Origin of the sequence: Polaromonas sp. JS666, assembly GCF_000013865.1 — a bacterium.
Taxonomy (GTDB): Bacteria; Pseudomonadota; Gammaproteobacteria; order Burkholderiales; family Burkholderiaceae_C; genus Polaromonas.
In genome coordinates this window covers 4,338,923-4,363,440 of sequence record NC_007948.1, presented here as the reverse complement: position 1 = coordinate 4,363,440, position 24,518 = coordinate 4,338,923, and the positions used below count along the sequence as shown (strand labels likewise).

The 24,518-nt window shown below is 62.7% G+C and carries 18 protein-coding genes and 1 riboswitch; of the genes, 10 read left to right on the top strand and 8 right to left on the bottom strand.

What is annotated here, in order from left to right; translation table 11 throughout:
• Positions 1-12 precede the first annotated feature (12 nt).
• Positions 13-2,772, bottom strand: a complete 2,760-nt coding sequence (locus BPRO_RS20725) for a sensor histidine kinase (RefSeq protein ID WP_011485030.1) — start codon at positions 2,770-2,772, stop codon at positions 13-15.
• Complete coding sequence (locus BPRO_RS20720; RefSeq protein WP_011485029.1) at positions 2,772-2,969, bottom strand: hypothetical protein; 198 nt, start codon at positions 2,967-2,969, stop codon at positions 2,772-2,774. Before BPRO_RS20720 ends, BPRO_RS20725 begins: the two co-directional genes overlap by 1 nt.
• A gap of 224 nt (positions 2,970-3,193) precedes the next feature.
• On the opposite strand from BPRO_RS20720, the gene BPRO_RS20715 reads away from it, so the two are divergent.
• The 4 genes from BPRO_RS20715 to BPRO_RS20700 are packed head-to-tail and all read left to right on the top strand — an operon-like array spanning position 3,194 to position 6,519.
• Positions 3,194-3,490, top strand: coding sequence for a hypothetical protein (locus BPRO_RS20715; RefSeq protein ID WP_041388987.1), 297 nt, complete (start codon positions 3,194-3,196; stop codon positions 3,488-3,490).
• Entirely contained in the window at positions 3,481-4,092 is a 612-nt protein-coding gene (locus tag BPRO_RS20710) for a tetratricopeptide repeat protein (RefSeq protein ID WP_011485027.1), read from the top strand. The genes BPRO_RS20715 and BPRO_RS20710 overlap by 10 nt, the downstream gene beginning before the upstream one ends.
• A 49-nt stretch (positions 4,093-4,141) precedes the next feature.
• The gene (locus BPRO_RS20705) at positions 4,142-4,402 is read left to right on the top strand and encodes a DUF4212 domain-containing protein (protein ID WP_011485026.1); all 261 of its coding nucleotides are present in this window, start codon (positions 4,142-4,144) and stop codon (positions 4,400-4,402) included.
• Positions 4,402-6,519, top strand: a complete 2,118-nt coding sequence (locus BPRO_RS20700) for a sodium:solute symporter family protein (RefSeq protein ID WP_011485025.1) — start codon at positions 4,402-4,404, stop codon at positions 6,517-6,519. The genes BPRO_RS20705 and BPRO_RS20700 overlap by 1 nt, the downstream gene beginning before the upstream one ends.
• 227 nt (positions 6,520-6,746) lie before the next feature.
• On the opposite strand, the gene BPRO_RS20695 is transcribed toward BPRO_RS20700, so the two are convergent.
• Positions 6,747-7,247, bottom strand: a complete 501-nt coding sequence (locus BPRO_RS20695) for a hypothetical protein (RefSeq protein WP_011485024.1) — start codon at positions 7,245-7,247, stop codon at positions 6,747-6,749.
• A 284-nt stretch (positions 7,248-7,531) separates the two neighbouring features.
• On the opposite strand from BPRO_RS20695, the gene BPRO_RS20690 reads away from it, so the two are divergent.
• The 3 genes from BPRO_RS20690 (at position 7,532) to BPRO_RS20685 (ending at position 10,160) form a co-directional block, all read left to right on the top strand.
• A complete protein-coding gene (locus BPRO_RS20690) occupies positions 7,532-9,190 on the top strand; it encodes an MFS transporter (RefSeq protein ID WP_011485023.1) in 1,659 nt (552 codons plus the stop codon).
• 109 nt (positions 9,191-9,299) lie between these two features.
• A complete protein-coding gene (locus BPRO_RS30180; protein ID WP_198140954.1) occupies positions 9,300-9,461 on the top strand; it encodes a hypothetical protein in 162 nt (53 codons plus the stop codon).
• A 219-nt stretch (positions 9,462-9,680) separates the two neighbouring features.
• Complete coding sequence (locus tag BPRO_RS20685; RefSeq protein ID WP_011485022.1) at positions 9,681-10,160, top strand: hypothetical protein; 480 nt, start codon at positions 9,681-9,683, stop codon at positions 10,158-10,160.
• A 77-nt stretch (positions 10,161-10,237) separates the two neighbouring features.
• Here the strand turns inward: BPRO_RS20685 and BPRO_RS20680 are convergent, their stop codons facing one another.
• Positions 10,238-11,350 (bottom strand): ABC transporter substrate-binding protein, encoded by a 1,113-nt coding sequence (locus BPRO_RS20680; protein WP_011485021.1) that lies wholly within the window; start codon positions 11,348-11,350, stop codon positions 10,238-10,240.
• Positions 11,351-11,558: 208 nt separating this feature from the next.
• Here BPRO_RS20680 and BPRO_RS20675 point away from each other — a divergent pair, with 208 nt between their 5' ends.
• Complete coding sequence (locus tag BPRO_RS20675) at positions 11,559-17,603, top strand: excinuclease ABC subunit UvrA (RefSeq protein WP_041388985.1); 6,045 nt, start codon at positions 11,559-11,561, stop codon at positions 17,601-17,603.
• Between the two features lie 65 nt (positions 17,604-17,668).
• Here the strand turns inward: BPRO_RS20675 and BPRO_RS20670 are convergent, their stop codons facing one another.
• Positions 17,669-17,983, bottom strand: coding sequence for a hypothetical protein (locus BPRO_RS20670; RefSeq protein WP_157045841.1), 315 nt, complete (start codon positions 17,981-17,983; stop codon positions 17,669-17,671).
• A 325-nt stretch (positions 17,984-18,308) separates the two neighbouring features.
• Here BPRO_RS20670 and BPRO_RS20665 point away from each other — a divergent pair, with 325 nt between their 5' ends.
• Positions 18,309-19,289 (top strand): tripartite tricarboxylate transporter substrate binding protein, encoded by a 981-nt coding sequence (locus BPRO_RS20665; protein WP_011485019.1) that lies wholly within the window; start codon positions 18,309-18,311, stop codon positions 19,287-19,289.
• A gap of 395 nt (positions 19,290-19,684) precedes the next feature.
• Here BPRO_RS20665 and BPRO_RS20660 read toward each other — a convergent pair whose 3' ends face one another.
• Together BPRO_RS20660 and BPRO_RS20655 are read right to left on the bottom strand one after the other, a co-directional pair.
• Positions 19,685-21,025: an IS110 family transposase gene (locus BPRO_RS20660; protein ID WP_011485018.1), complete on the bottom strand. Its 1,341-nt coding sequence runs from the start codon at positions 21,023-21,025 to the stop codon at positions 19,685-19,687.
• Between the two features lie 276 nt (positions 21,026-21,301).
• Positions 21,302-21,886 carry a TetR/AcrR family transcriptional regulator gene (locus BPRO_RS20655; RefSeq protein WP_011485017.1) on the bottom strand — a complete coding sequence of 195 codons (585 nt, stop codon included), beginning with the start codon at positions 21,884-21,886 and terminating at the stop codon, positions 21,302-21,304.
• A gap of 103 nt (positions 21,887-21,989) precedes the next feature.
• Between BPRO_RS20655 and BPRO_RS20650 the strand changes: the two genes are divergently transcribed.
• Entirely contained in the window at positions 21,990-23,237 is a 1,248-nt protein-coding gene (locus BPRO_RS20650) for an MFS transporter (protein WP_011485016.1), read from the top strand.
• A 128-nt stretch (positions 23,238-23,365) separates the two neighbouring features.
• On the opposite strand, the gene BPRO_RS20645 is transcribed toward BPRO_RS20650, so the two are convergent.
• Positions 23,366-24,181, bottom strand: coding sequence for an HAD-IIB family hydrolase (locus tag BPRO_RS20645; RefSeq protein ID WP_011485015.1), 816 nt, complete (start codon positions 24,179-24,181; stop codon positions 23,366-23,368).
• Between the two features lie 216 nt (positions 24,182-24,397).
• A riboswitch (S-adenosyl-L-homocysteine riboswitch) is annotated at positions 24,398-24,470 on the top strand.
• Positions 24,471-24,518: the final 48 nt, after the last annotated feature.

Here is a 24,518-nt window from a genome sequence, read left to right as displayed (position 1 = left end):
GGTCCAATCTGGCTATTGAGGCGCTGCGGCCCCGGTGCCCTGACTGAAGGGCAGTGTAAACGAGAATGTGGCCCCGTTGCCGGGTTCGCTTTGCACCCACAGCCGACCGCCGAAACGTTCGATGATGTGCCGGCTGATCGGCAATCCCAGCCCGGTACCCTGGGGCTTGTTGGTCATGGTATCGCCGACCTGGCGAAAGCGCTCAAAAATGATTTTTTGATTGGCGGCACTGATGCCACTGCCGTTGTCCCGAACGTCCACGCGCAGACCGCCGGGTTCCTGGCGCAGTGAGACATGCACCTGGCCCCGGGTCGGGTGGCAGAACTTGACCGCATTGGACAGCAGGTTGAGCATCACCTGAATCAGGCGGTCGCGGTCAGCCCGAATGCGCGGTGTGTGGGATGCCAGGTCTTGCGTCAGTGTCACATGCCGGTCGTTGAACGTCGCGTAGGTGGCCGCCACTGATTCCTCGATCACTTCGCGCAGGTCCAGCTCCGACGTGTGCCATTCGGCATTGCCCGATTCGATCTTGGCCATGTCCAGCACCTGATTGATCAGCCGGGTCAGGCGCTCGGCTTCCTTGACGATGATGCCCAGGAACTTCTGGCGCTCGGCCAGGCTTGCCTGGGGGGTTTCCAGCAGGATTTCCGAGAGTGCGCGAATGGAGGTGAGGGGCGTGCGCAGCTCATGGGTCACGGTGGACATGAAGTCATCCTTCATGCGATCGAGTTCCTTCAGGCGGTCATTGGCGGCCCGCAACTTGGCGGTGGCGGCTTCGAGCTCCTGCGACTTGAGTTCGAGTTCCCGGGAGTAGGCTCGGACCTGGGAGGCCTCATCAAGGATGTTCATCACCTCGTCAATGCCCAGCGGTTCCTCCTGCACCACCGAGGCCACCATGACCCGCGCGGAAGCGCCGCCAAGGGCGCCGGCCAGCAGCGTCTCGGCGTAATGCACCAGGTCCGCGTCGGCCTTCAATTCCGCGACGGATGACAGGCCGCGTCCCCGTGCATAGGTCAGGAAGGCTTCCTGCGCACGCACCGGCCCGAGGAAGCGGCCGATCAGCGGCAGCAGGTCCTGCACCTGGGCACTGCCGCGCCACAGGCGCGAACCGTCCGCTGCGCTGGCGGTGTGGCGAAACACGTCGACAAAAGCCGTGGCCTGCCGTGTTTCCACCACGGATGGCTGGCCACGCAAAGACACGCCCAGATAGAAGCCGATGTTGACCAGCAGGCTCCAGAACAGGCTGTGCGAAATCTCGTCCAGCCCGGACAGGCCGAACAGTTGCTGGGGCCGCAGCAGTTCCAGTCCGAACAGGCCCTCACGCAGAAATGTGGATGGCAACCAGCCCGATTTGGCGAACGAAGGCAGCAGCAGGGTGTAGCCCCACACCGCGAAGCCCCCGAGCAGCCCGGCCATGGCGCCGTTGCGGGTGCCGCCTTTCCAGTAAATGCCGCCAAAAATGGCCGGCGCAAACTGGGCCACCGCGGCAAACGAGATCAGGCCGATACTCACCAGCGCGTAAGCGTCACCCGCGGCGCGGAAGTAGATGTAGCCCAGCAACAGGATGGCCACAATTGCCCAGCGGCGTATGCCCAGCAGCAAGCCGGAGAGGTCCTGCCGCTCGTTCAGGCGCAAGGCCTTGATACGCAGCGCCAGGGGCATCACCAGGTCGTTGCAGATCATGGTGGACAGCGCAATTGTCTCCACAATCACCATGCCGGTGGCGGCGGAGAGGCCCCCGATGAACACGAACAGGGTCAGTGATTCGTGCCGCTGGGCCATCGGCAGGGTCAGCACGAAGGTGTCGGCATCCACATTGCCCGCCGGGAAGTGCAGCATGCCACCCAGGGCAATCGGCAGCACGAAGATATTGATCAGCAACAGGTACAGCGGGAACAGCCAGACCGCCTTGCGCAGGTGCTGCTCATTGACGTTTTCCACCACGGCAATCTGGAACTGCCGGGGCAGCAGCATGACCGAGAGCATGGAGAGAATGGTCAGCGACCACCAGCTGCCATAGCTGCTACCGGTGTCGGCCACGGTCATGAGTGACTTGAGTTTGGGCACCAGGTCGGCGCGCTGAAAGATGTCGCCCATGCCGTTGAAAATGCCAAAGGTCACGAACAAGCCCACGGCCAGGAACGCCAGCAGCTTGACCACCGATTCAAACGCAATTGCCGCCACCATGCCTTCATGCCGCTCGGTGGCATCAAGGTGCCGGGTGCCGAACAACACGGTGAAGGCGGCCAGGATCATGGCGATGTACAGCGCGCTGTCCTGCCACAGGGCCTGCGCGGTGGCTTTGGTGGGCATGACGATATCGGGGTAGTGCAGCAGGATCGTGAAACTGTTGGAGACGGCCTTCAGCTGCAGCGAGATATAGGGAACAACGCCGACCACCGCAATCACGGTCACCATCCCGCCCAGCAGCTGGCTCTTGCCATAGCGCGAGGCCACGAAGTCAGCGATGGACGTGATGCGGTTGGCCTTGCTGATGCGAATGATCTTGAGCATCACAAACCACCAGAGGCCGGCGATCAGTGTGGGGCCCAGGTAGATGGGCAAAAAGCCGATGCCTGACGAAGCGGCCCGTCCTACGCTGCCGTAGAAGGTCCAGGTGGTGCAGTAGACCGCCAGTGACAAGGCGTAAATGGCCGGATTGGCGATGATGGAGCGTCCCGCATCGGCGCGCTTGTCGCCGTAGTAGGCAATGGCAAACAGAACGCCCAGGTAGGCAAAGGACACGCTGATGATGACCCAGCCTTGTAGCATCACTCGCGCCGTTCAATCACGTAGGCCATCAGGCCAATGAGCAGGGCCCATACCGCAAAGATGTAGAAGTACAAGAGCGGGATGCCGAACAATGCGTCGGGCTTGCTGAAGAGGGAGAGCACCGGGTAATTGAACAGCACGCAACCCAGCAGAACGATGGCAACCAGACGCTGACCCGTGATGTCGGAGCGATGCATGGCCGTGTCTCCTCAAGATATCGTCGAATTGTAGGCATTGGCCTGATTAGGTTATTCCCTAGGTTGAGGCGCGCCGGAGTCGATTTTCTGCATTATGAAACAAAAACCTCTGGTTAGTCCTCGGTTTGTAAGTTTGCATTCAGTACACAGTCAGCATCTGGTCAGGACAGGTGTTCAGATTGCGTAAGGGCCCGGCAAAACCCTCAAGGAAAGAACAAAGCTTCATGTTGTTAGCAGTCGTGATCGCAAAAAGTCTGATCGAGTTGTCGCTCATGTTCATCGTGGCGCGCTTCATCCTGGGTTTACTCGCCGGTGCCAAGCGCCAAACCAATGTGTTCTGGCAGTTGCTGGATGTGGCGGCCAGGCCTGCCCTGTGGCTGACGCGTCGCATCAGTCCCAAGCTGATTCTGGACCAGCACATTCCACTGGCCGCAGCGAGCTGGCTCACCGTGGCCTGGGTATTGGTGGTCAAGGTGAAGGTCGATTTGTGCCTTCAACTGGGGGTTGCAGCATGTCAGTAAACATCTCTCGCCCCGACCCGGGTGCATCCGGCATGGGTGGTCTGGAGCGCTTTGTGCTGCACTGGAAGGCCCGGATGCTGCTCATGCTGGGCATGCGCAAGCATGCGATGGCGGTTTTCAACGGCATTCTGGCGCGTTCTCCCAACGATGTGGCTGCGCTGAACAGCGTAGCTTATGACGTACTGCAAAGTGGCCACCGCGTGCTGGCGTTGAGTTATTTCGAGCAGGTGGCACAGCTGCAACCCAATAGCGCCAATGCCCATTTCAACCAGGCCTTTGTGTGTGAAGAGCTGGGGCGGCTGGATGACGCCGAGCGCGGGTTTCGTGCCGCCATCGCCATAGAGGAAAAGATGGACCGGGCCTGGTACGGCCTGGGGCTGGTGCTGGTGCGCCTGGGGCGGCTGGAAGAGGCCGTGGAGGCGCTCCGGCTCAACACCAAATTGCAGCCCATGAGCCCGTTTGGCTGGTACCAGCTGGCGCGCGTGCATGTGGACTTGAAGCAGCCGGAGAAAGCACGCGCGGTCATTCGGCACCTGAAAGGGTTCGAGCCCAAGGTGGCGGCCCAGCTGGAGCGTGAGACCGGGCTGGCGGTCGGAAATTAAACAGGCGGTTTGTCGGGGGGGTTTTTAGTAATTACTAGAGGAGAAAGCAATGGAACTTTCGGCGAGGCACCAGGAATACTGGAGCAAAAATCTGCGAATCACTGCCATATTGATGGGCATCTGGTTTTTTGTCACCTTCGTAATGACGTATTTCGCCCGTGAACTGACGTTCAGCTTTTTTGGCTGGCCGTTCTCGTTCTGGGTGGCGGCGCAAGGGGCTCTGGTGGTGTACTGCGTGATCATCTGGTTCTACGCGCGCTACATGAACAACCTGGACAACGAATACGGCGTGGCCGAAGGAGAAGAATAATGGGAATGTTTGGCGCCGCAAATCAGTCGCAGAGCGACTTCAAGAAAGGCCTGCACAAGGTCTACGGGTGGTACACGGGAGGCTTCATCGGTTTTGTGATCGTGCTGGCGATCCTGGAGCAGCTGGGGCTACCGAAGAACTGGATCGGTTACCTGTTCCTGGCCGCGACGGTGCTGCTGTATGCGGGCATCGGGGTCATGAGCCGCACCAGCGATGCGGCCGAATACTACGTGGCCGGGCGTCGCGTGCCCGCCATGTACAACGGCATGGCCACCGGGGCGGACTGGATGTCGGCGGCCTCCTTCATTGGCATGGCCGGCACGCTGTACCTGACCGGTTACGGGGGGCTGGCCTTTATTCTGGGCTGGACCGGCGGCTACTGCCTGGTGGCGCTTTTTCTGGCGCCTTACCTGCGCAAGTTTGGCCAGTTCACCATTCCAGACTTTTTGGGCGCACGCTATGAGGGCAACCTGCCGCGCCTGATTGGTGTGTTCGCCGCCATTCTGTGCTCCTTCACCTACGTGGTGGCGCAGATCTATGGCGTGGGCCTGATCACTGCGCGTCTGACCGGACTGGCATTCGAGATCGGTATCTTTGCCGGTCTGGGCGGCATTCTGGTGTGCTCGTTCCTCGGCGGCATGCGTGCCGTGACCTGGACCCAGGTGGCGCAGTACGTGATTCTCATCATTGCCTACCTGCTGCCGGTGATCTGGCTGTCGGTCAAGCACACCGGCGTGCCGGTTCCGCAGGCGGTCTATGGCTACACGCTTCAGAAGGTGACAGCCAAGGAAGAACAGTTGCTGAAGGACCCGAAAGAGCTCGAAGTACGTGATCTCTTCAAGGCGCGTTCGGAAGCGGCTGTTGCCAAACTGAAGGACGTTCCCGCTGCCATGGCTGCCGACAAGGCCGCCGCGCAGAAGAGGCTGGACGACCTGAAAGCTGCGAACGGCGCTGTGGCCGACATCCGGGCCGCTGAGGCAGCCTTGGCAGGACTGCCCAAGGATGAGGCTGCGGCCAGGGCTGCCTACACTGCCGCGCGTGTCGGGAACGCCGCACGGTCTGCGCCACCGATTCGTCATGCCCAACCCTTCCCGGGCAAGGATGAAGCTGCGCAGGATATTTCGCGCAAAAACTTCCTGGCGCTGGTGTTCTGCCTGATGATCGGTACCGCCGCACTGCCGCACATCCTGATGCGTTACTACACCGTGCCTTCGGTGAAGGAAGCGCGTCAGTCGGTGAGCTGGTCGCTGTTCTTCATCTTCCTGCTCTACTTCACGGCGCCGGCGCTGGCGGTGATGGCCAAATATGAGGTGTACACCGTGCTGGTGAACACGCCGTTTGACAGTTTGCCAGGCTGGATCGCGCGCTGGAACGCCGTCGACCCGACCTTGTTGTCGGTGGTGGACATCAACAAGGACGGCATCCTGCAGCTGGCCGAAATCAGCATTGGTGGCGACATCATTGTGTTGGCCACGCCTGAGATTGGCGGGCTGCCCTACGTGGTGTCGGGCATGGTGGCTGCGGGTGGTCTGGCGGCTGCGCTGTCTACCGCGGATGGTTTGCTGCTGACGATTGCCAACGCGCTGTCGCATGATCTGTACTACAAGGTGCTGGATCCGAATGCGTCTACCGCACGCCGTGTGATGGTGTCCAAGGTGCTGTTGCTGGTTGTTGCCTTGTGTGCGGCCTATGTGGCGGCCCAGAAGCCAGCGGACATCCTGTTCCTGGTGTCGGCTGCGTTCTCGTTCGCCGCGGCGGCATTCTTCCCTGCGCTGACTCTGGGCATCTTCTGGAAGCGCGCCAACAAGTGGGGTGCCTCGCTGGGCATGATCGCAGGCTTGGGCACCACCTTCTACTACATGATGACCACCCAGCCATGGCTCTACAAGCTGACCCACAGCGGAGCCGCCATCACGCCTGAAATCCTCAAGGCCAATACATGGTGGGATATTGCCCCGATCTCGGCCGGCCTGTTTGGTGTGCCGCTGGGCTTTGCAGTAATCATCGTTGTGTCGCTGCTGACCAAGGCCCCGGGCAAGGACGTTCAGGAGCTGGTGGAGCATGTGCGTTACCCCAGCCTGGATGGCAAGGTTGCCGCTGCCGGTGCCGGCCACTGAGCACGGTCGCAGCTGAATCAAAAACCCCGCCTTGGCGGGGTTTTTTACGGAGTCTTCTCGCCGGGACTGGTCGGGCTAGGAGCAATACAGTTCAGTAAGTTATTCACCCTGAGCCGGAATGACAAAACGTTGACTTGTCATTGCGGGCTTGACCCGCAATCCATGGATCCCGGATCAAGTCCGGGATGACAAACCAGGGGCAAGGGCTTAACTGAACGGTATTGGGGCTATGAGGTGGCGGCGAGCAAGAACTCTGCGGCTTTTTTCTCTGAGCGCATGGCCGCGACGATGCGCGAGATCTCAATGATTTTGACGTTCAATTGCACGCTGGAGGTGCAGCGCTCGATCTGCAGGCAGAGGACCTCGGAATCCGGTCCAAGCATAACGTCCAGCAAGTGTGTTGCACGCCGCATCGCCGCCGTCAGGTCGGCGGCATCCGGTTCATTGTCTTTGGCCTTGGCGGGTTGAGTGGGTGCCAGCGCCGGCTTGGGCGCAGCCTGGGGCGCGTCAACGATGGAGACAAAGCCGACGCCCAGCAACTGCGTCAGCATCTGCATGACTTCCTCCGGGTTGGGCAAAGATTTGAGCAGCTCCGCGACGGACTTCGTACCGTCCACCAAAATCAGCGACATGCGCAGCTTTGGGCTTAGCCGCGGGTCCCTTTGCTTGATGCCGTTGATGCCGGCTTCGGTCTTGCGCAATACGGTGCTTGCCTGGAGTTCGGACATGGGTGACTGTCTCCTTGAATTTGCATGAAGTACCCGATCGGCATCTGAGAGAAAAGCGGGCATTCTGCTTTCGTTTCATTTTATCCGTGCGGACTTCCTGATGACAATCAATTGGGGCGGGCTGGGCTCCGGGCAAAGCGTTCGGGTTTTCCCTCGACTTGTCAGCCACGCATAAGTTTGGCGCAAGCTCCTGTTGGTTTCACGTCAGAGCTGGGTCAGCGGTCAGCAAAATAATGGACTCAGCTTCCACGTCGGAAGCCCTACTATTTTGGAGACAAACCATCATGTCAACAGCAGTCGACAACCGACCCATGACAGCTGAGCAGAAGAAAGTGATCTTCGCCTCATCGCTGGGCACCGTATTTGAGTGGTATGACTTTTACCTCTACGGTTCACTCGCCGCCATCATTGCCAAGCAGTTCTTCAGCGGACTGGACGCCGGCTCGGCGTTCATTTTTGCACTGCTGGCATTCGCCGCCGGTTTCATCGTGCGTCCCTTCGGCGCGCTGGTGTTCGGCCGCCTCGGCGACATGATTGGACGCAAGTACACCTTCCTGGTCACCATCGTGATCATGGGCCTGTCGACCTTCATCGTGGGCTTGCTGCCCAGCTATGCCTCCATCGGCGTTGCCGCTCCGGTGATCCTGATCGCATTGCGCATGTTGCAGGGCCTGGCACTCGGTGGCGAGTACGGCGGTGCGGCGGTGTATGTGGCCGAGCATGCGCCGGCACACAAGCGCGGTGCTTATACCTCGTGGATTCAGACCACGGCAACGCTGGGTCTCTTCCTGTCGCTGATGGTGATTCTGGGCACACGCACCGCCATTGGCGAGGCCGCCTTTGCCGACTGGGGCTGGCGTGTTCCCTTCATCGTCTCGATCCTGTTGCTGGCCGTGTCTGTGTACATCCGCCTGTCCATGAACGAGTCGCCTGCCTTCCAGAAAATGAAGGCAGAGGGCAAGACCTCCAAGGCGCCGCTGTCCGAATCTTTCGGCCAGTGGAAAAACCTGAAGATCGTGATTCTGGCGCTGATCGGTTTGACCGCCGGCCAGGCCGTGGTCTGGTACTCCGGCCAGTTTTATGCGCTGTTCTTCCTGACGCAGGCGCTCAAGGTCGACGGTCCTACCGCCAACGTTCTGGTGGCTTATTCGCTGATCCTGGGCACGCCGTTTTTCGTCGTGTTCGGCGCGCTGTCTGACAAGATTGGCCGCAAGCCCATCATCATGGCAGGCTGTCTGCTCGCGGTGATTACCTACTTCCCGGTGTTCGGCGCACTGACCAAAGCCGCCAATCCTGATCTGGCTGCAGCACAAGCCAAGAACAAGGTGGTGGTGACTGCAGATACGAAAGAGTGTTCGTTCCAGTTCAACCCGACCGGTACGGCCAAGTTCACCAGCTCCTGCGACATCGCCAAGCAGGTGCTGGCCGGGGCATCGGTGAGCTATGAAAACGCCGAAGCGCCTGCAGGTACTGTCGCCACCATCAAGATTGGCGAAACCGCCATTCCCAGCTACTCCTCCAAAGGCCTGAGCGCCGACGAAGCCAAGAAGAAGGACGCCGAGTTCAAGAAGGCGGTTGCGGATGACCTGAAGGCCGCCGGCTACCCCAGCAAGGCAGACCCCGCCAAGGTGGATAAGGTCATGGTCACGGCCATCCTGTTCTATCTGGTTCTACTGGTGACCATGGTGTACGGACCGATCGCCGCCATGCTGGTGGAGCTGTTTCCCACCCGTATTCGCTACACGTCCATGAGCCTGCCTTATCACATCGGCAATGGCTGGTTCGGCGGCTTGCTGCCGACCACCGCCTTCGCCATCGTGGCCCAGACCGGCAACATGTACAACGGCCTGTGGTACCCGATCATCATTGCCGGCGCTACCTTTGTGATCGGCACCCTGTTCATCAGGGAAACCAAGAACGTTGACATCTACGCCAACGACTGACTGATCTTGAGGCGGCGCGGGCCCTGGCTGCCCGTGCTGACCAGAACGATTCCGTAAATTCAAAGGCCTTCGTCATCATCTGCCGGGGGCCTTTTTTTGGAGAAAGAAAATGTGGAAAATTGCGCTTGGATTTGTCGTGTTTGCAGTGCTCGCCCTGTTTCTGCTGAACCAGGGCGGCGATATAGACATCAGTGGTGAAAAGCATGGCGCAGCGCCAGCTTTAGCGCCGGTCGTCATGCTGGCTGATGAAGGTGCCAGGTCCGTAGCTTGAAGCCGGTTGCACCCCTTGGCAGGGTGGCAAAGGGGCCCGTGTTGCGTTCTGGTTGCGCATCCCCGCATGAACAATGGACCGGCTGAATGAATCGATTGATCTGACCTGCAAATCGGTTAAATCCACCGGCGAATGGCGGAACAGCCATACACAACAAGCGCTTGAAGCACCGGCACTGCGTGGTTTCGGATCAAGAGCGCATCCAGCGGAGACATGCTGATGATTTATGGAAAGACCGAGTTGGGTCAGTCTGCCCTGCAGAGCCGCTCGCTGGCGCTGCTGCCGCGGCAGCGTTCGGCATTCATCATGTTCGACGGCAAGCGCCGCACCGACGATGTTCTGAAGGCAACGGCCGGCCTGGGGGTCACTTCGGATGATGTCAATCACCTGGTGGCGTTGGGTCTGCTGGCCGTTATCGCGGGCGCCGCGCCCGCCGTGTCGGCACCGCCCCGGGCCGCGTCTGTGGCCGCCGCGCAAAAACCCGACGGAACACCGACCCAGAATGCGCAGGAACATTATTCAAGGGCCTATCCAGTGGCCACGCGGCTCACGGCCGGACTGGGGTTGCGGGGCTTTCGGCTCAACCTCGCAGTAGAAGCCGCCGGCGACCTGGAGAAGCTGAAGGAGTTGGCACCGCGAATTCAGGAGGCCGTGGGTGCCGAGAAATTCAGGGAGCTGGAGCGCGCCCTGTATGACTGAGGCCGCGACGGCGAGTGGCGCTACCGTGCTCCGGGCATGACAGGGCCCCGTCTCGACATGATGCCGGGGCGTTCACCTCAGCGCTTGAATTTCCCGTCGGTCCCGATGATGGACAGATCGGCGAAATCAAGCCCGGTGTGGTCCTCTGCGCTGTAGTTCACTTCCAGTCCGCCAATATCCAGTTTGCGAAGACCTTCCAGGGCTGCCTGGATTTTTTCGCGGGTGGGTTTGGCGCCGGCCCGGCGCAGGCCTTCCACCAGCACCTTGGCCGCGGCAAAGCCCTCCAGCATGGCCGGAGTGATTTCGCCCTGTCCCTTCGCCTTGGCCATTTCCTGGGCTTCCCTGACCATGGGGAAGGCAATGGAGCGCTCGTAGGGAAAGACCTGCGTGACGATCACGCCCCGCGCGTTCTCGCCCAGGCTCTTCACAAAACCGCTGGAGGCATTGTTGGACAGCGTCACAATCTGTGCCGCAGAGCCCGCCGCGCGGAAGGCCTTGACGCCATCCACCACCGCCTGGCCGGAGGCCACCATCATGATGGCCTGCGCATTGGACTGAAAAACCTTGGGAGCAATCGGCCCGAAGTCGGGCTTGGCGCGGTTGAATTTTTCCAGCACAACGGGCTGCAGCTTGGCCGTCGTCAGGCCTTTTTGCGCGCCGGCCACGCCATCGGCGCCGAAGCTGTCGTCCGCGTAGACAATGCCGATCCGCGTGATGCCCATGGAATGCAGATGGGTGATGGCCTTTTCGGCTTCGCGCTGGTAGGTGGCGCGCACATTGAAGACATGCTTCTTGACGGGCTGGTGCAGCACCATGGCACCGGTGGACGGGCCTATCAGCGGCACGCCATTTTTTTCAAGGATGGGAATGATGCCTTCCGTGTGGGGCGTGCCGCGCGTCAGGAACATTGCCACCACGTTCTGCTCTTCTATCAGCTTGCGCGCGTTTTCGGCCGCCAGCTTGGGGTCGAACTTGTCGTCGAGCGAGACCAGCTCAATCTTCTGGCCGTTGACACCGCCCTTGGCGTTGATGGTGTCAATGTAAAGCTTGGCGCCTTCTGTGGTTTCCTTGACACCTGCGCCCACCGCGCCGGTAAACCCGGCGGTCTGTCCGATCAGGATTTGCGCCTGGCTGGCGTGACCCAAGGCCATCAGCACGATGGCGCCGCACCATAAATTCAGTTTTTTCATGTTTTGCTCCTGGTGGAGTTCAGTTTACGCATCCCCGCTGAATAAGGAAGTGGGGAAATCACGAACAGGAAACCACGAACAGGAAATCATGGGCAGGAGCGCCGGCGCGGCGAGGTTGAAGCGCGGCAGGTGTAATGCTTTAACCCTACGTTCCGCACGCGAGGAGCCTCTGTCTAGAATGTTTGACCTCTTCAGGAAAGACCCAGCAATGTCCCAGGGAACCATCCGCATCCGCGGCGCGCGCCAGCACAACCTCAAAAATCTTGACCTGGATATCCGCACCGGGGAGCTGACGGTGGTCACCGGCCCCAGTGGTTCGGGAAAGTCCTCGCTGGTGTTCGACACGCTGTTCGCCGAAGGCCAGCGCCGCTATGTCGAGACGTTCTCGGCCTACGCCCGGCAGTTTCTGGACCGCATGGACAAGCCCGCTGTCGACAAGGTGGAGGGCGTGCCGCCGGCCATTGCAATCGACCAGAGCAACCCGGTGCGCAGTTCGCGCTCCACCGTGGGCACGATGACGGAGCTCAATGACCACCTGAAGCTCTTGTATGCCCGCTCCGCCCAGCTGTTTGACAAACAGACGGCACAGCTGGTGCGCCATGATTCGCCGGAATCGATTTATGCGGGACTGATGGCGCGCACGGCAGCCGTGGAGCAAGCCCAACTTTCGGCAGCGCCACCCCAGCGAGAATTAGCCCCTCTTCATGATGAAAGGGGCAGCGCAACGCCGGAGGCACGCGAAGCGACAAGCGTGGGGGTCCGTCTTGTGATGACCTTCCCGGTCGAGCTGCCCGGCAACACCAGCGCTGAAGAGGTGACGCAATGGCTGTCCGCCAGCGGCTTCACGCGGGTGCATGCCGAGCGGCAGATCAGCACACCGGCCGGCCCGCACAAGCTGCTCGACGTGGTGGCTGACCGCTTTCGCATCCAGACCACCGAAAAAGTCCGGGCGATTGAAGCCATCGAAATGGCGCTGAAACGCGGCGGCGGCCGGCTCAATGTGTATGTGATGGGCGCAGGCCCCGCGTCGCCCTCTTCCGCCACGCCCGAAGAGATGTGGCGCTTCTCCACCGGCCTGCATTGCCCCGACAGCGACACGCGCTACACCGACCCGACACCGTCGCTGTTTTCCTTCAATTCGGCCATGGGCGCCTGCGAGACCTGCCGCGGCTTCGGCCGGGTCATCGGCGTCGACTACGGGCTGGTGATACCCAACGACAAGCTCACGCTGCGCGCCGGCGCCATCAAGGTCATGCAGACGCCGGCGTGGCAGGAAGCGCAGGACGATTTGATGCGCCATGCCGAAACGGCCGGCATTCCACGCGACACACCCTGGTACAAGCTCACGCCCGAGCAGCAGGCCTGGGTGATCAACGGTTCGCCGAGCTGGAACGGCAAATGGAACCAGCACTGGTTCGGCATCAAGCGCTTCTTTGCCTACCTGGAAAGCAAGGCCTACAAAATGCACATCCGTGTGCTGCTGTCCAAGTACCGCAGCTACACCCAGTGCGAGACCTGCGGCGGCGCGCGCCTCAAGCTGGAGTCGCTGCTCTGGCGGCTTGGCTCCAAAGAGGCTGCCGATGCGGTGCTGCCGCCTGGCCAGCGCTTCATGCCGGTGGGCGTGCAGTGGAGCCGCCAGCAGCTCGAAGCCTTGCCGGGCCTGTGCCTGCATGACCTGATGCGCCTGCCGATTGACCGCCTGCAGAAATTCTTTGCCAGCCTGTCGCTGGCCGCCGAAGGGGACGATGCGGAACAGAAGGCCCTCAAACTGCTGTTCGAGGAAATCCAGACCCGCGTGAAATACCTGTGCGATGTCGGCATTGGCTACCTCACGCTGGACCGGCAAAGCCGCACGCTGTCGGGTGGCGAGGTGCAGCGCATCAACCTCACCACCGCGCTGGGCACCTCGCTGGTCAACACGCTGTTCGTGCTCGATGAGCCGTCCATCGGCCTGCATCCGCGCGACATGAACCGCATCACCCAGGCCATGCACCGGTTGCGCGATGCCGGCAATACGCTGGTGGTGGTGGAGCATGACCCCGCCGTGATGCTGGCGGCCGACCGCATGATAGACATGGGACCCGGCCCGGGCGAGAAGGGCGGGCAGATCGTGTTTGACGGCACGCCCGAGGACCTCCGGCACGCCGACACGCTGACCGGCGCCTACCTGGGCTCGCGCAAGCGGGTGGGCCTGGGGCTCAAGCGCGCGGTGAGCGACAACACTCCGCGCCTCATCCTCGAAGGCGCCCGCGACCACAACCTGAAAAATCTGACGGTGGAGTTCCCGCTGCAGCGCCTGGTGTGCGTCACCGGTGTCAGCGGCTCCGGCAAGTCCACGTTGATGCAGGACATCCTCGCGCCCGCCTTGCTGCGCCAGTTTGGCAAGGCCACGGAAACGCCGGGCCTGCATGACCGGCTCATGGGGGCCGACCACCTGACCGACGTGGTGTTTGTCGACCAGTCGCCCATCGGCAAGACGGCGCGCTCCAACCCCGCGAGCTATGTAGGCGCTTGGGATGCGGTGCGCGAACTGTTTGCCCAGTCACCGCTGGCCAGGCAGCGCAGCTACACCGCCACCAAATTCAGTTTCAACAACGGCGACGGGCGCTGCCCGACCTGCGGCGGCTCGGGCTTCGAGCATGTGGAGATGCAGTTTTTGAGTGACGTGTACCTGCGTTGCCCCGACTGCGACGGCAAGCGCTACCGGCCGGAAATCCTGGAGGTGACGATTGAGCGCAAGGCCATCGGCCAGCTCAAGCCGGTGCTGATGAATGTGTCCGATGTGCTGGAGCTGACGGTCAGCGAAGCCGTGCAGCTGTTCGCGCAGGACCGCGAAGTGCTGCGCGCGCTGCAGCCCATCGTGGATGTGGGCCTGGAGTACGTGAAGCTGGGCCAGCCCGTGCCCACGCTGTCGGGCGGCGAGGCGCAGCGCCTCAAGCTGGCTGGCTTTCTGGCCGAAGCCTCGAGGACGGCAAGCAAGAGCAGTGCAAGCAAGCAGGCGCTGGCGCTCAAGCACCCGGGCCGCGGCACGCTGTTCCTGTTTGACGAGCCGACCACCGGCCTGCACTTTGACGACATTGCCAAACTCATGCGCGCGCTGCGCAAGCTGATGGATGCGGGCCATTCGCTGATCGTCATTGAACACAACCTGGATGTGATTCGCTCGGCCGACTGGCTGATCGACCTCGGGCCCGAGGGCGGCGAGGGGGGCGGCCTGCTGGTGGCCCAAGGTACGCCCGAAGAGGTGCGCCAGCACCCGACCTCGCACACCGCCAAGGCGCTGCGCGAGTACGAGCTGGCCATGGGCCAGGTGCATGGCGTGGAAGAGGTCCGGCCCAAGGCCTGGACCACGCGGCCGGCCTTCTCCAACCTGATCCAGATCGTCAACGCCAAGGAAAACAACCTCAAGAGCCTGTCGGTCGACATTCCGCGCGGCAAGTTCAATGTGGTCACCGGCGTGTCAGGCTCGGGCAAGTCCACGCTGGCCTTTGACATTTTGTTCAACGAAGGTCAGCGGCGTTATCTCGAGTCGCTCAATGCCTATGCGCGCAGCATCGTGCAGCCGGCCGGGCGGCCTGAAGTTGATGCGGTGTACGGCATTCCGCCCACCGTGGCCATCGAACAGCGCCTGTCGCGCGGCGGGCGCAAGTCCACCGTGGGCACCACCACCGAGGTCTGGCATTTCCTGCGCCTGCTGTATGTGAAGCTGGGGGTGCAGCATTGCACCAAGGACGGTGCGGCGGTGATGCCGCAGAGCCCGGAGAGCATCGCGGCCCAGTTGCTCAAGACCTACCGCGGCCAGCACATCGGCCTGCTGGCGCCGCTGGTGATTGCCCGCAAGGGCGTCTACACCGAGTTGGCCGACTGGGCCCGGCCGCGCGGCTATACGCATTTGCGCATCGACGGCGAGTTTTTGCCGACCACCGGTTTTCCGCGCATTGACCGCTTCAAGGAGCACACGGTCGAGCTGCCGGTGGCGGACATCCACGTCACGCCCGAGAACGAAGCCGCGCTGCGGGTTGCGCTGGCCACTGCACTGGAGCATGGCAAGGGCGTGGTGCATGTGCTGGCCCCGCTGGACGGCCTGCGCGGCGCGATGATGGCGGGCGCCTCCACCAAGGGCCTGGGCCGGCTGGAGGCCTTCTCCACCAAGCGCGCCTGCCCGGTCTGCTCGACGTCTTACCCCGAACTCGATCCGCGCCTCTTCAGCTACAACAGCAAGCACGGCTGGTGCCCCGATTGCGTGGGGACGGGCGTCAAGCTCAGCAAGGAGCAGCGCAAGGTGTTTGACGACTCGGTGCGCGACGACGACAACAAGGGCCGCGAGCAGACTTTTGGCGAGCCGGAGGTCGACGATGTGGTCGATGCCGCTTGCCCCACCTGCGAAGGCACGCGCCTGAACAAACAGGCGCGCGCGGTGAAATTTGCCGGTGTGGGCATTGCCGACATCGCCGGCCTGTCGGTGACGGATGTTCGCCGCTGGGTTGAAAAACTGGCGCTGGCAGGCCGCGAGGCCGGCATTGCCCGCGACCTGGTGCCCGAAATCAAAAGCCGGCTGGAGTTTCTCGAGGACGTGGGCCTGGGCTACCTCACGCTGGACCGCGGCGCGCCCACGCTGTCGGGCGGCGAAGCCCAGCGCATCCGGCTGGCGGCGCAACTGGGGTCCAACCTGCAGGGCGTCTGCTACGTGCTCGACGAGCCCACCATCGGCCTGCATCCGCGCGACAACCAGATCCTGCTCAGCGCGCTGGGCAAGCTCAGCGACCGCGGCAACACGCTGGTGGTGGTGGAGCACGACGAAGACACGATACGCCGTGCCGACAACATCATCGACATCGGGCCCGGCGCGGGCAAGCGCGGCGGGCAACTGGTGGCCCAGGGCACGGCGGCGCAATTGTCTGCGGTGCCGGAGTCGCTGACCGGCCGCTACCTCGCACACCCGCTGATCCATCCGCTGCATGCCCGCCGCGAAACGGAGAAGCCCCTCACCCCAGCCCTCTCCCCAGAGGGGCGAGGGAGCGAAACGGGCTTGCTCCCTCTCCCTCTGGGAGAGGGCGGGGGTGAGGGCTCCCCTGCCAAGCCCCTGAGCAAACAAAAGCAGGCCGCGCTGAAAGCCGCAGCATTGAAGGCGGCCGCAGCAAGCGCCAGTGCGCTGCACAACGCCGCACCCGCTGCCGCGAGCAAATTCACCTCCTGGCTCACCGTGGTCAATGCCGGCCTGCACAACCTCAAGAGCGTGTCGGTCGATGTGCCGCTGTACCGGCTGGTGGCGGTCACCGGCGTGTCGGGCTCCGGCAAGTCCACGCTGGCGCGCGACGTGCTGCTGACCAATGTGCATGCGGGCGTGATGCTGCGCTCCACCAAGGCCGGGCGCGATGCTGACGACAAGGGCAAGACGCCTGACTGGGCGGGCTGCGAGCGCATCGAGGGCTACGCCGCGGTGGACCGCGTGCTGGAAGTTGATCAGACACCCATCGGCAAGACGCCGCGCTCCTGCCCGGCCACCTACATCGGTTTCTGGGACACGATTCGCAAGCTGTTTGCCGACACGCTGGAAGCGCGGGCGCGCGGCTACGGGGCCGGGCGCTTCAGCTTCAACACCGGCGAGGGGCGCTGCCCGACCTGCGAGGGCGCCGGTGTGCGCACCATCGGCATGAGCTTTCTGCCCGACGTGAAGGTGCTGTGCGAGACCTGCCACGGCGCGCGCTTCAACCCCGAGACGCAGGCCGTGACCTGGCGCGGCAAAAGCATAGGCGACGTGCTGAAAATGGAAGTGGATGAGGCGGTGGCGTTTTTTGCCTCCATGCCCAGCATTGCCCACCCGTTGCAGCTGCTCAAGGATGTGGGCCTGGGCTACCTCACGCTGGGCCAGCCTTCGCCAACGCTGTCGGGCGGCGAGGCGCAGCGCATCAAGCTGGTGACGGAGCTGAGCAAGGTGCGCGACGACATCACGCGGCGCGGCCAGAAGGCGCCGCACACGCTGTACGTGCTGGACGAGCCCACGGTGGGCCTGCACATGGCCGACGTGGAAAAGCTGATTCACGTGCTGCACCGCCTGGTCAACGGCGGCCACAGCGTAGTGGTCATCGAGCACGACCTGGACGTGGTGGCTGAGGCCGACTGGGTGATTGACCTGGGTCCCGATGGCGGTGACGCCGGTGGGCAGGTCGTCGCCTCGGCGCCGCCGGAGGCTGTCGTGAAGCTGGGCACGCACACCGGGAATGCGTTGCAAAGTGTGCTGGCGAGGGTGTAAGGTGCGCTGGTTTGCTATTGGATTTGTGGTTGTGGCGCCCGATTTATTTGGGCTAAAGGACAATTTCAGTGTTTTTTCGGAAGCTTGTAGGCCTGCAACGCGTGATTTGGAGATTCTGGGTATTGAAAGGCCAGCTTGCCCGCCTGAACCATGGCTGACAGGTGCTTGTTGCGCAGGTACTTGAGGTCCTTGCCGAGCAAGGTGGCAAGCTCCTCACCCCGCAACGGTTGCCACCCGCACAAATCACGGATGAGCTGGCGTAAGGCTGTTTCACCCATCCGCTGACCCGGGGCGGGCAACCTCTCCGCCAGTTCTGGCGGCAAAGGTGGTAAGTCCCGCTTACCACCTTCAGGTGTCTGCGCATCATCTTCGAGCGGCAATTTTCCCTGCTGTGGGTGCCTGTTGGCCACCTCCACAGGATTTGCCAGGGTGTAGTGCGTGCAGCTGTCACCGGATTATGCGGGGGAACTGGGCGCTGATGGCACGATGCCGCAGGACAGATCGTTGCCGCGGGGCCACCGGAAGCCGTGGTCAAACTCGGTACGCACACCGGGAAAGCGTTGCAAAGTGTGCTGGCGCGGGTTTGAGGCGTGAAATCGCCTGACACGGGTGCGACAGGCCTTCAGGTGTTGCCCTGATGTGGTGGGGGCCTGGCGCATGCATGATGGCGGCAGATAAACCACGCCATCACTTCGGGAGTCCCTTATGCAACGCCGCCAATTACTGCAAACCGCCGCCGCGCTGGCCACCTCCACCCTGGCCGCGCTGGGTGTCGCGCAGGCCCAGGTCTCCAGCTTTCCGGTCCGGCCCATCAAGCTGATCGTCGCCTTCCCGGCAGGCGGGCCGACCGACATCACCATGCGCTCGCTGGCCGACAACGCGTCGAAAATCCTGGGCCAGACGGTGGTGGTGGAAAACAAGCCCGGTGCGGGCGGCACGCTGCCGGCCCAGCAGCTGCAAACCTCGGCGCCCGACGGCTACACGCTGGCGCAGATTCCGCTGGGCGTGTTCCGGCTCGGCTACACCACCAAGATCAACTGGGACCCGGTCAAGGACCTCAGCTACATCATCAATGTGACCGGCTACGCCTTCGGCATCGTGGTGCCGGCCGACAGCCCGTTCAAGACCTGGGCCGACTTTGTCGCCTACGCCAAGGCCAATCCCGGCAAGCTGACCTACGGTTCCACCGGCACGCTGACCAGCCCGCACCTGACGACCGAGCTGATCGCGCAAAAGGCCGGCATCGAACTGCAGCATGTGCCCTACAAAGGCAGCGCCGACATGATGCTCGCACTGGTCAGCGGCCAGCTGATGGCGGGCGCCGACAGCACCGGCTTTGCGCCGCAGGTCGAGGCCGGCAAGCTGCGCGTACTCAACACCTGGGGCGAGAAGCGGCTCGACAAATTCCCCAATGCGCCCACGCTGAAAGAGCTGGGCTACGACATCGTGCAGAACTCGCCCTTTGGCATTGGCGCACCCAAGGGCACGCCGCCCGAGGTCGTCAAGCGGCTGCACGATGCCTTCAAAAAAGCCATGGAAGAACCCAGCTACGTCGCGGCCCTGGGCCGCTACGACATGCTGCCCAACTACATGAGCTCGGCCGAATACACGAAGTTCGCGCAGAACACGGTCGGCCGGGAGAAGGTCTTGATCGACAAGCTCGGGTTGGCCAAGCCTAAAGATTAGGCACACCCCTATCGTGATCAGTAGCACACCCCTATCGGGACTCACTGCGTGTAGTCCCTTTTCCCCTTGCAGGGGACGGCGCCTGCGGCCCGGCTAAGCCGGTTCCGTGGCGCCTGCTGGGAAATAGCACACCCCTATCGAGGCACACTGCGTGTAGCCTCTTTTTCCCTTGCAGGGGACGGTGCCTGCGGCCAGGCCCTTCGACAGGCTCAGGACAGGCCAAGGCCAGTTCCGCGGCCTCTGCTGGACCATGCACAACCGTTAAAACCGTTCGGGCTGAGCTTGTCGAAGCCTGTGGGGCATGGGAATGTCCTTCGACAGGCTCTCAAGAAACAGCTAAGAATCTCTTTTTTATTCAATAGGTTAGCGTATTTGTGTTGGCGGTGCTTTGAGGCTCAAACGGCGATGGGGCAGGTCTTTGGGACAAGGTCGAAGCCCATTTGTGCAGCTTGGCGCTGAACGGTCTTGAGCCTCTTGGCTTGGCTGCGTTGCTCGTACGCCGATTGATCAGTCTCAACAAATTCTTGGCTCTTGGTGAGCATGGCGTAAATGATGCGTGCCAGTTTGTGAGCCACTGCTGTGATGGCTTTGGCTGTGCCCATGCGTAGCGCCATGCGTCGGTAATACCCGCCCAATGCGCAGTGGGCGCGTGTCAGCCCTTGCGCGGCCAGCTTGAGCGCCAAGCTGACCCGATTGGGCACTCGCTTGGTGGCGCCGGACAGGCGCTTGCCGCCCGTGATGCGCGTGCCCGGGCACAAGCCCAGCCATGAACAGAAATGCCCTGCAGTGGCAAACTCGTGCAGCGTGCAGCCCAACTCGCACAGCACATTCATGGCTGTGGTCGCGTCAATGCCGGGCACGGCCGTCAAGTCCACGCCACTCCAATTGAGCAGCGCCGTGCGCAGATTAAACCTGGGCGCATTCTTGCCACGTCCTTTGTTCGGGTCGGCTTTGGCCTCTCGCTCATGCACGGCAAAGCCTTTGAGCAGGGTCTGAATGTGCTCATCAATCTCACCCAGTTGTGCGCTGGCGTGCTCGAAGGCCGCTAATTCAAGCTTCAAGCACAGTAGGTGCTCGAAAGCCCAAGTGCCTTCCAAACTCTTGGCGACCTCGTCCCGACTGGCCCGAACCCGGTAGTTGCACAAGGCCGCCAGCTTGTACGTATCGCGCTCGCCTTGCACGATGGCTCTCAAGATGGCCAGGCCGCTGTTGCCCACGATATCGCTGAGCACATTGGTGAGTTGCAAATTCATCTGTGTCAGTGCCTTTTGCATGCGCTGCACATGGCGCGCACGCTCTTGCAACTGGGTCTGGCGCAAGCGCACGATCTCGCGCAAACCACACACCGCCGAGGTCGGGCGAAACGCGCGCTGCAATAGGCCAAAGGTGTGCAGCTGCTGCAGCCATTGGCAATCGAGTACATCAGACTTGCGCCCGCTGACGTGGCGCACGCTCTTGGCATTGACCAGCCACACGTCCAGTCCACGCGCCTGCAGCACCTCATACAGCCCGACCCAGTACACCCCCGTAGATTCCACCGCAACGGTCTTGACGCCGCTGGCTACCAGCCAGTCGGCCAGTTGACCAAGATCGGCCGTGTGACAGCCAAACTCGCGCACCGTTTGCTCTTGGCGCTGCGGGGGAATCGCCACAAAATGCGACGCCGACCCTACGTCAATGCCTGCGGCATCAGGGTGCGTGATCGTCCATTCGGGCTTGCGTGCCTTCATTGCCATAAAAGTCCTTCACCGTTGAGTTACCGTGAAAGCTTCTGGGGCATGGACATGTCGTAAAGCTCAGTCTCTCAATCGGGATACGGGCACATCACCACAATGCGGCGCGGCCTGCTCACCATACTCGCCGACGATGTCGCAACCATACTCAGGGACGGGCACAAAGGCACCAAAAATCGATCGGTCTTGATCCCAGAGACTCCACGCCACGCACACTAGCACCTTCGCGCGCCCGCTGTTTCTTCCAAACGCCTTTCGGCCCGCGGACGAATATCTTGCTCAGGACGAACGGGTATGTGTGATGCCGGCCATTGCAAACAGCTCGTCGGCCAGCTGGTCGGCAAGCGCAGGCTCCACGCCGGAGCCAAAAATCAGCCGGTAAATGATGGGGGCCATCATGTGGTCCAGTACCTGCTGCACGCTGGGTGTGGCGTCGCCGCGCGCCTGGGCCCGGTTCACCAGCACGGTGGCTTCGGCGCGGCGGTTTTTCAGGCAGTTGGTCTCTTCCGATCCGGCCAGCGCGGCCGCCGCCTTCAGCATCGAGGTGTTGCCGGGCTTGTTGAGGTGGGTGATCAGCCCCCGGGCCCAGGCCGCGAGTTCGGCTTTCAGGTTGCCTGTCTCGGGCAGCGGGCGGTTCGGGTCCAGCCGCTCGGTCGCGGTTTCGCCCAGCAGGCCGTTCACGTCGCCCCAGCGCCTGTAAATGCTGGAGGCGCTGACGCCGGCGCGCTCGGCCACGGCCGGCACGGTGACCTTGTCGCGGCCTTCCTCGGCAATCAGTTCTTCCAGCGCTTTTCGCACCACGGACTGCACCTGCGCGCTGCGGCCGCCGGGGCGTTTGATCTGGGGCGTCATGGGGGTGTTCATGCGCTGATTCTAGCTTAAAGCAATGATATTTGCGTTAATTTAAAACTGGGCGTAGAATTCACAAACGCAAATAAATTTGCTTTAAGAAAGTCGAGCGTTTCCCATGACCGCACCTGCCGTCCCCTCTTTGCACGCCTCTTCCTCCGCCACGGCCGCCCGCTGGCAACTGTCGCCTGCGGCCGCCTTCCCGCTGCTGGCGGTCCTGTTGTTCGCGTTCTTCGTGGCGGGCAGCGCGCCGTCGCCGCTGTTTGTCGTATTCCAGCAGCAGTGGGGCTTTTCGCCGGCGCTGCTGACGGTGGCGTTCGCGATTTATGCGATTGCGCTGCTGGCCTCGCTGCTGGTGGCCGGATCGCTGTCCGACCACATCGGCCGGCGCCCCGTGGTGTTTGTCGCCCTGCTGCTGCAGGCCGGCGCGATGCTGACCTTTTTGCTGGCCGAGGGCATAGGCGGCATCATCGCCGCGCGCGTCGTCCAGGGCATCGCGACCGGCATGGTCAGCGGCGCGCTGACGGCGGCGGTGGTGGAAGCGGCCCCGGCGTCGCAAAAACGGCTGGGCGCGATGATAGGCAGCGTCTCGCCGCTGGCGGGGCTGGCCGTGGGCGCCTTGCTGACGGGCATCGCGGTCAAGCTCGCGCTGCACCCGGTGCCGCTGGTGTTCGGCGTGCTGGCCGCCATCTGCGTGACGGGTGCGGTGGCCACGCTGTTCCTTCCGGAAAGCGTCACGCCGCGCCCCGGCGCGCTGGCCTCGCTGGTGCCGCGCATTTCGGTGCCGGTGCAGGCGCGTGCTGAATTTGTGCGCGGGGTGCCGACGATGCTGGCGGTATGGTCGCTCGCGGGCCTGTACCTGTCGCTGGTGCCTTCGGTGCTGCAGCAAATCTTCGGCATCCACGACGGCATCGTCAACGGCCTGGCGATCGCCACCTTTTTCGGCCTGGGCGCCGCTTCACCGACCTTGCTCAAAAGCCTGCCGGCTGTGCGCATGAGCGCGCTGGGCATGAGCCTGCTGGCCGCGGGCGCCGGCCTCGTGGCCGTGTCGCTGGCCACGCATTCTGTGGGGCTGTTCTTCGCGGGAACGGCGCTGGCCGGTTTCGGCGGCGGCTCGGCCTTCTCGGCGCAGGTACAGACGCTTGCCCCGCTCGCGCAGCCGCATCAGCGGGCAGAGCTGTTTGCCGGGCTGTATGCCACCAGCTATCTGGCTTTCAGCGTGCCGGCCATGCTGGCCGGCCGGCTGATCGCGCCGCTGGGCCTGCCGGTCACGGTGGAAGGGTATGCGGCGCTGGTGTTGGCGGTGGCCGCCCTGGGCGCCTGGCTGCGCTGGACGGCTTTGCGCCGCGCTGCCGCCCTCCGTTAATCAGCAGGGGCCGCGGAACCGGCTTTGCCGGGCTGCAGGCGCCGTCCCCTGGAAGGGGAAAAGGCGCGACACGAAGTGCGCGTCCGATAGGGGTGATGTTTCTTCGTCCCCTGGAAGGGGAGGGGACGCTACACGAAGTGAGTGTCAGCAGGGGTGAGCAAAATCTTCGCCACCTCGGCAAAGCCCGCGCCGCGCTCGCCCCGCGTCACATAGCGCGGCAGGTGCGCCAGCTGCGGCACAAAGCGCGCGATGTTGGCCACGCCCACGCTGTTGGCAAAGGCCTTGAACATCAGCTGGTCGTTGGTCGAATCGCCCACGTAGACCCAGCGCGCCATCTCGGCGTCGAGGTCGCGCTGCCAGAGTTCACGAACAATCCAGCGCGCGCCTTCAAGCTTGTTGTGGCCGCCGTACCAGCCGTTGATGTGGATGCTGCTCACCGTGGCGTGCATGCCCTCGCTTTTCATCAGCGCCACCACCACGGCGATCTGCGCTTCGCTGAGCTGCGCGAACTCGCTGTGGTCGATGGCGATGTCGGTTTCGCGGCCTGGCGAGTCGGTGGCGCGGTGGATGCCGGGCAGTTCGCGCTCTATGCGCGCCAGCACAGCCCGCATGCGGCTGACGTTGGCTGCACGCGTGGCCGCGTCCTGCTGGTAGATTTTTGAGAGCGGCCGCGGCGCGGCGCTTTGGGGCTCCGGCAGCAGTGCCACCGCGCCGTTTTCGGCCACGATGGCATCGACCGGCCAGCTTGCCGCGAAAGGTTCGCTCCAGCCCACCGGCCGTCCGGTGATCGCCACCACCTTGAACCCGGCGGCTTTCAATTCAGCCAAGCCCTCCAGCGCATCAAGGGTAATCGCCCCTTCGGTGGTCAGGGTGTCGTCGATGTCGGTGAAAACACCGGAGATCCGGCGGCGCTCGTCAGCGGGCCAGTTGTCGAGTTCTTGCATCGTGAAATTTTCGCATGCTGGGGTGCCCCCACGGTTGCTCACTTCGTGTAGCGCCCGAGGCCTTGCAGGCCGCGGCTCGCCAGACGCTTCGCCTCTGTCGCCCGTCCAAGCCTGCGCAGGCAGGCTTGGAGCCGCGGGCTCCAGCCCCTCGGGGGCCGCTACGCCCGCGGCCCCTGCTGGTGCATTGCCTGCGGGGCGGTTTCGGTATAATTCAGGCTTCCTGAGGAGCGTTGCAACCCACATCACGTGGACCAGGCTCAGGACTTCATTGCAACCACGCTCACCCGCATGTGCTCTCAAGCCGGGTGAATGACTGAATTCTCCCGCCCCCGAAAGC

Excerpts from the sequence above, each read along its gene's own strand:
- BPRO_RS20705 (WP_011485026.1), top strand. The coding sequence starts at position 4,142 with ATGGAACTTTCGGCGAGGCACCAGGAATACTGGAGCAAAAATCTGCGA.
- BPRO_RS20665 (WP_011485019.1), top strand. The coding sequence starts at position 18,309 with ATGCAACGCCGCCAATTACTGCAAACCGCCGCCGCGCTGGCCACCTCC.
- BPRO_RS20720 (WP_011485029.1), bottom strand. The coding sequence starts at position 2,969 with ATGCATCGCTCCGACATCACGGGTCAGCGTCTGGTTGCCATCGTTCTG.
- BPRO_RS20650 (WP_011485016.1), top strand. The coding sequence starts at position 21,990 with ATGACCGCACCTGCCGTCCCCTCTTTGCACGCCTCTTCCTCCGCCACG.
- BPRO_RS20645 (WP_011485015.1), bottom strand. The coding sequence starts at position 24,181 with ATGCAAGAACTCGACAACTGGCCCGCTGACGAGCGCCGCCGGATCTCC.
- BPRO_RS20710 (WP_011485027.1), top strand. The coding sequence starts at position 3,481 with ATGTCAGTAAACATCTCTCGCCCCGACCCGGGTGCATCCGGCATGGGT.
- BPRO_RS20660 (WP_011485018.1), bottom strand. The coding sequence starts at position 21,025 with ATGGCAATGAAGGCACGCAAGCCCGAATGGACGATCACGCACCCTGAT.
- BPRO_RS20695 (WP_011485024.1), bottom strand. The coding sequence starts at position 7,247 with ATGTCCGAACTCCAGGCAAGCACCGTATTGCGCAAGACCGAAGCCGGC.
- BPRO_RS20690 (WP_011485023.1), top strand. The coding sequence starts at position 7,532 with ATGTCAACAGCAGTCGACAACCGACCCATGACAGCTGAGCAGAAGAAA.
- BPRO_RS20725 (WP_011485030.1), bottom strand. The coding sequence starts at position 2,772 with ATGCTACAAGGCTGGGTCATCATCAGCGTGTCCTTTGCCTACCTGGGC.
- BPRO_RS20715 (WP_041388987.1), top strand. The coding sequence starts at position 3,194 with ATGTTGTTAGCAGTCGTGATCGCAAAAAGTCTGATCGAGTTGTCGCTC.
- BPRO_RS30180 (WP_198140954.1), top strand. The coding sequence starts at position 9,300 with ATGTGGAAAATTGCGCTTGGATTTGTCGTGTTTGCAGTGCTCGCCCTG.
- BPRO_RS20700 (WP_011485025.1), top strand. The coding sequence starts at position 4,402 with ATGGGAATGTTTGGCGCCGCAAATCAGTCGCAGAGCGACTTCAAGAAA.
- BPRO_RS20655 (WP_011485017.1), bottom strand. The coding sequence starts at position 21,886 with ATGAACACCCCCATGACGCCCCAGATCAAACGCCCCGGCGGCCGCAGC.
- BPRO_RS20675 (WP_041388985.1), top strand. The coding sequence starts at position 11,559 with ATGTCCCAGGGAACCATCCGCATCCGCGGCGCGCGCCAGCACAACCTC.
- BPRO_RS20685 (WP_011485022.1), top strand. The coding sequence starts at position 9,681 with ATGATTTATGGAAAGACCGAGTTGGGTCAGTCTGCCCTGCAGAGCCGC.
- BPRO_RS20680 (WP_011485021.1), bottom strand. The coding sequence starts at position 11,350 with ATGAAAAAACTGAATTTATGGTGCGGCGCCATCGTGCTGATGGCCTTG.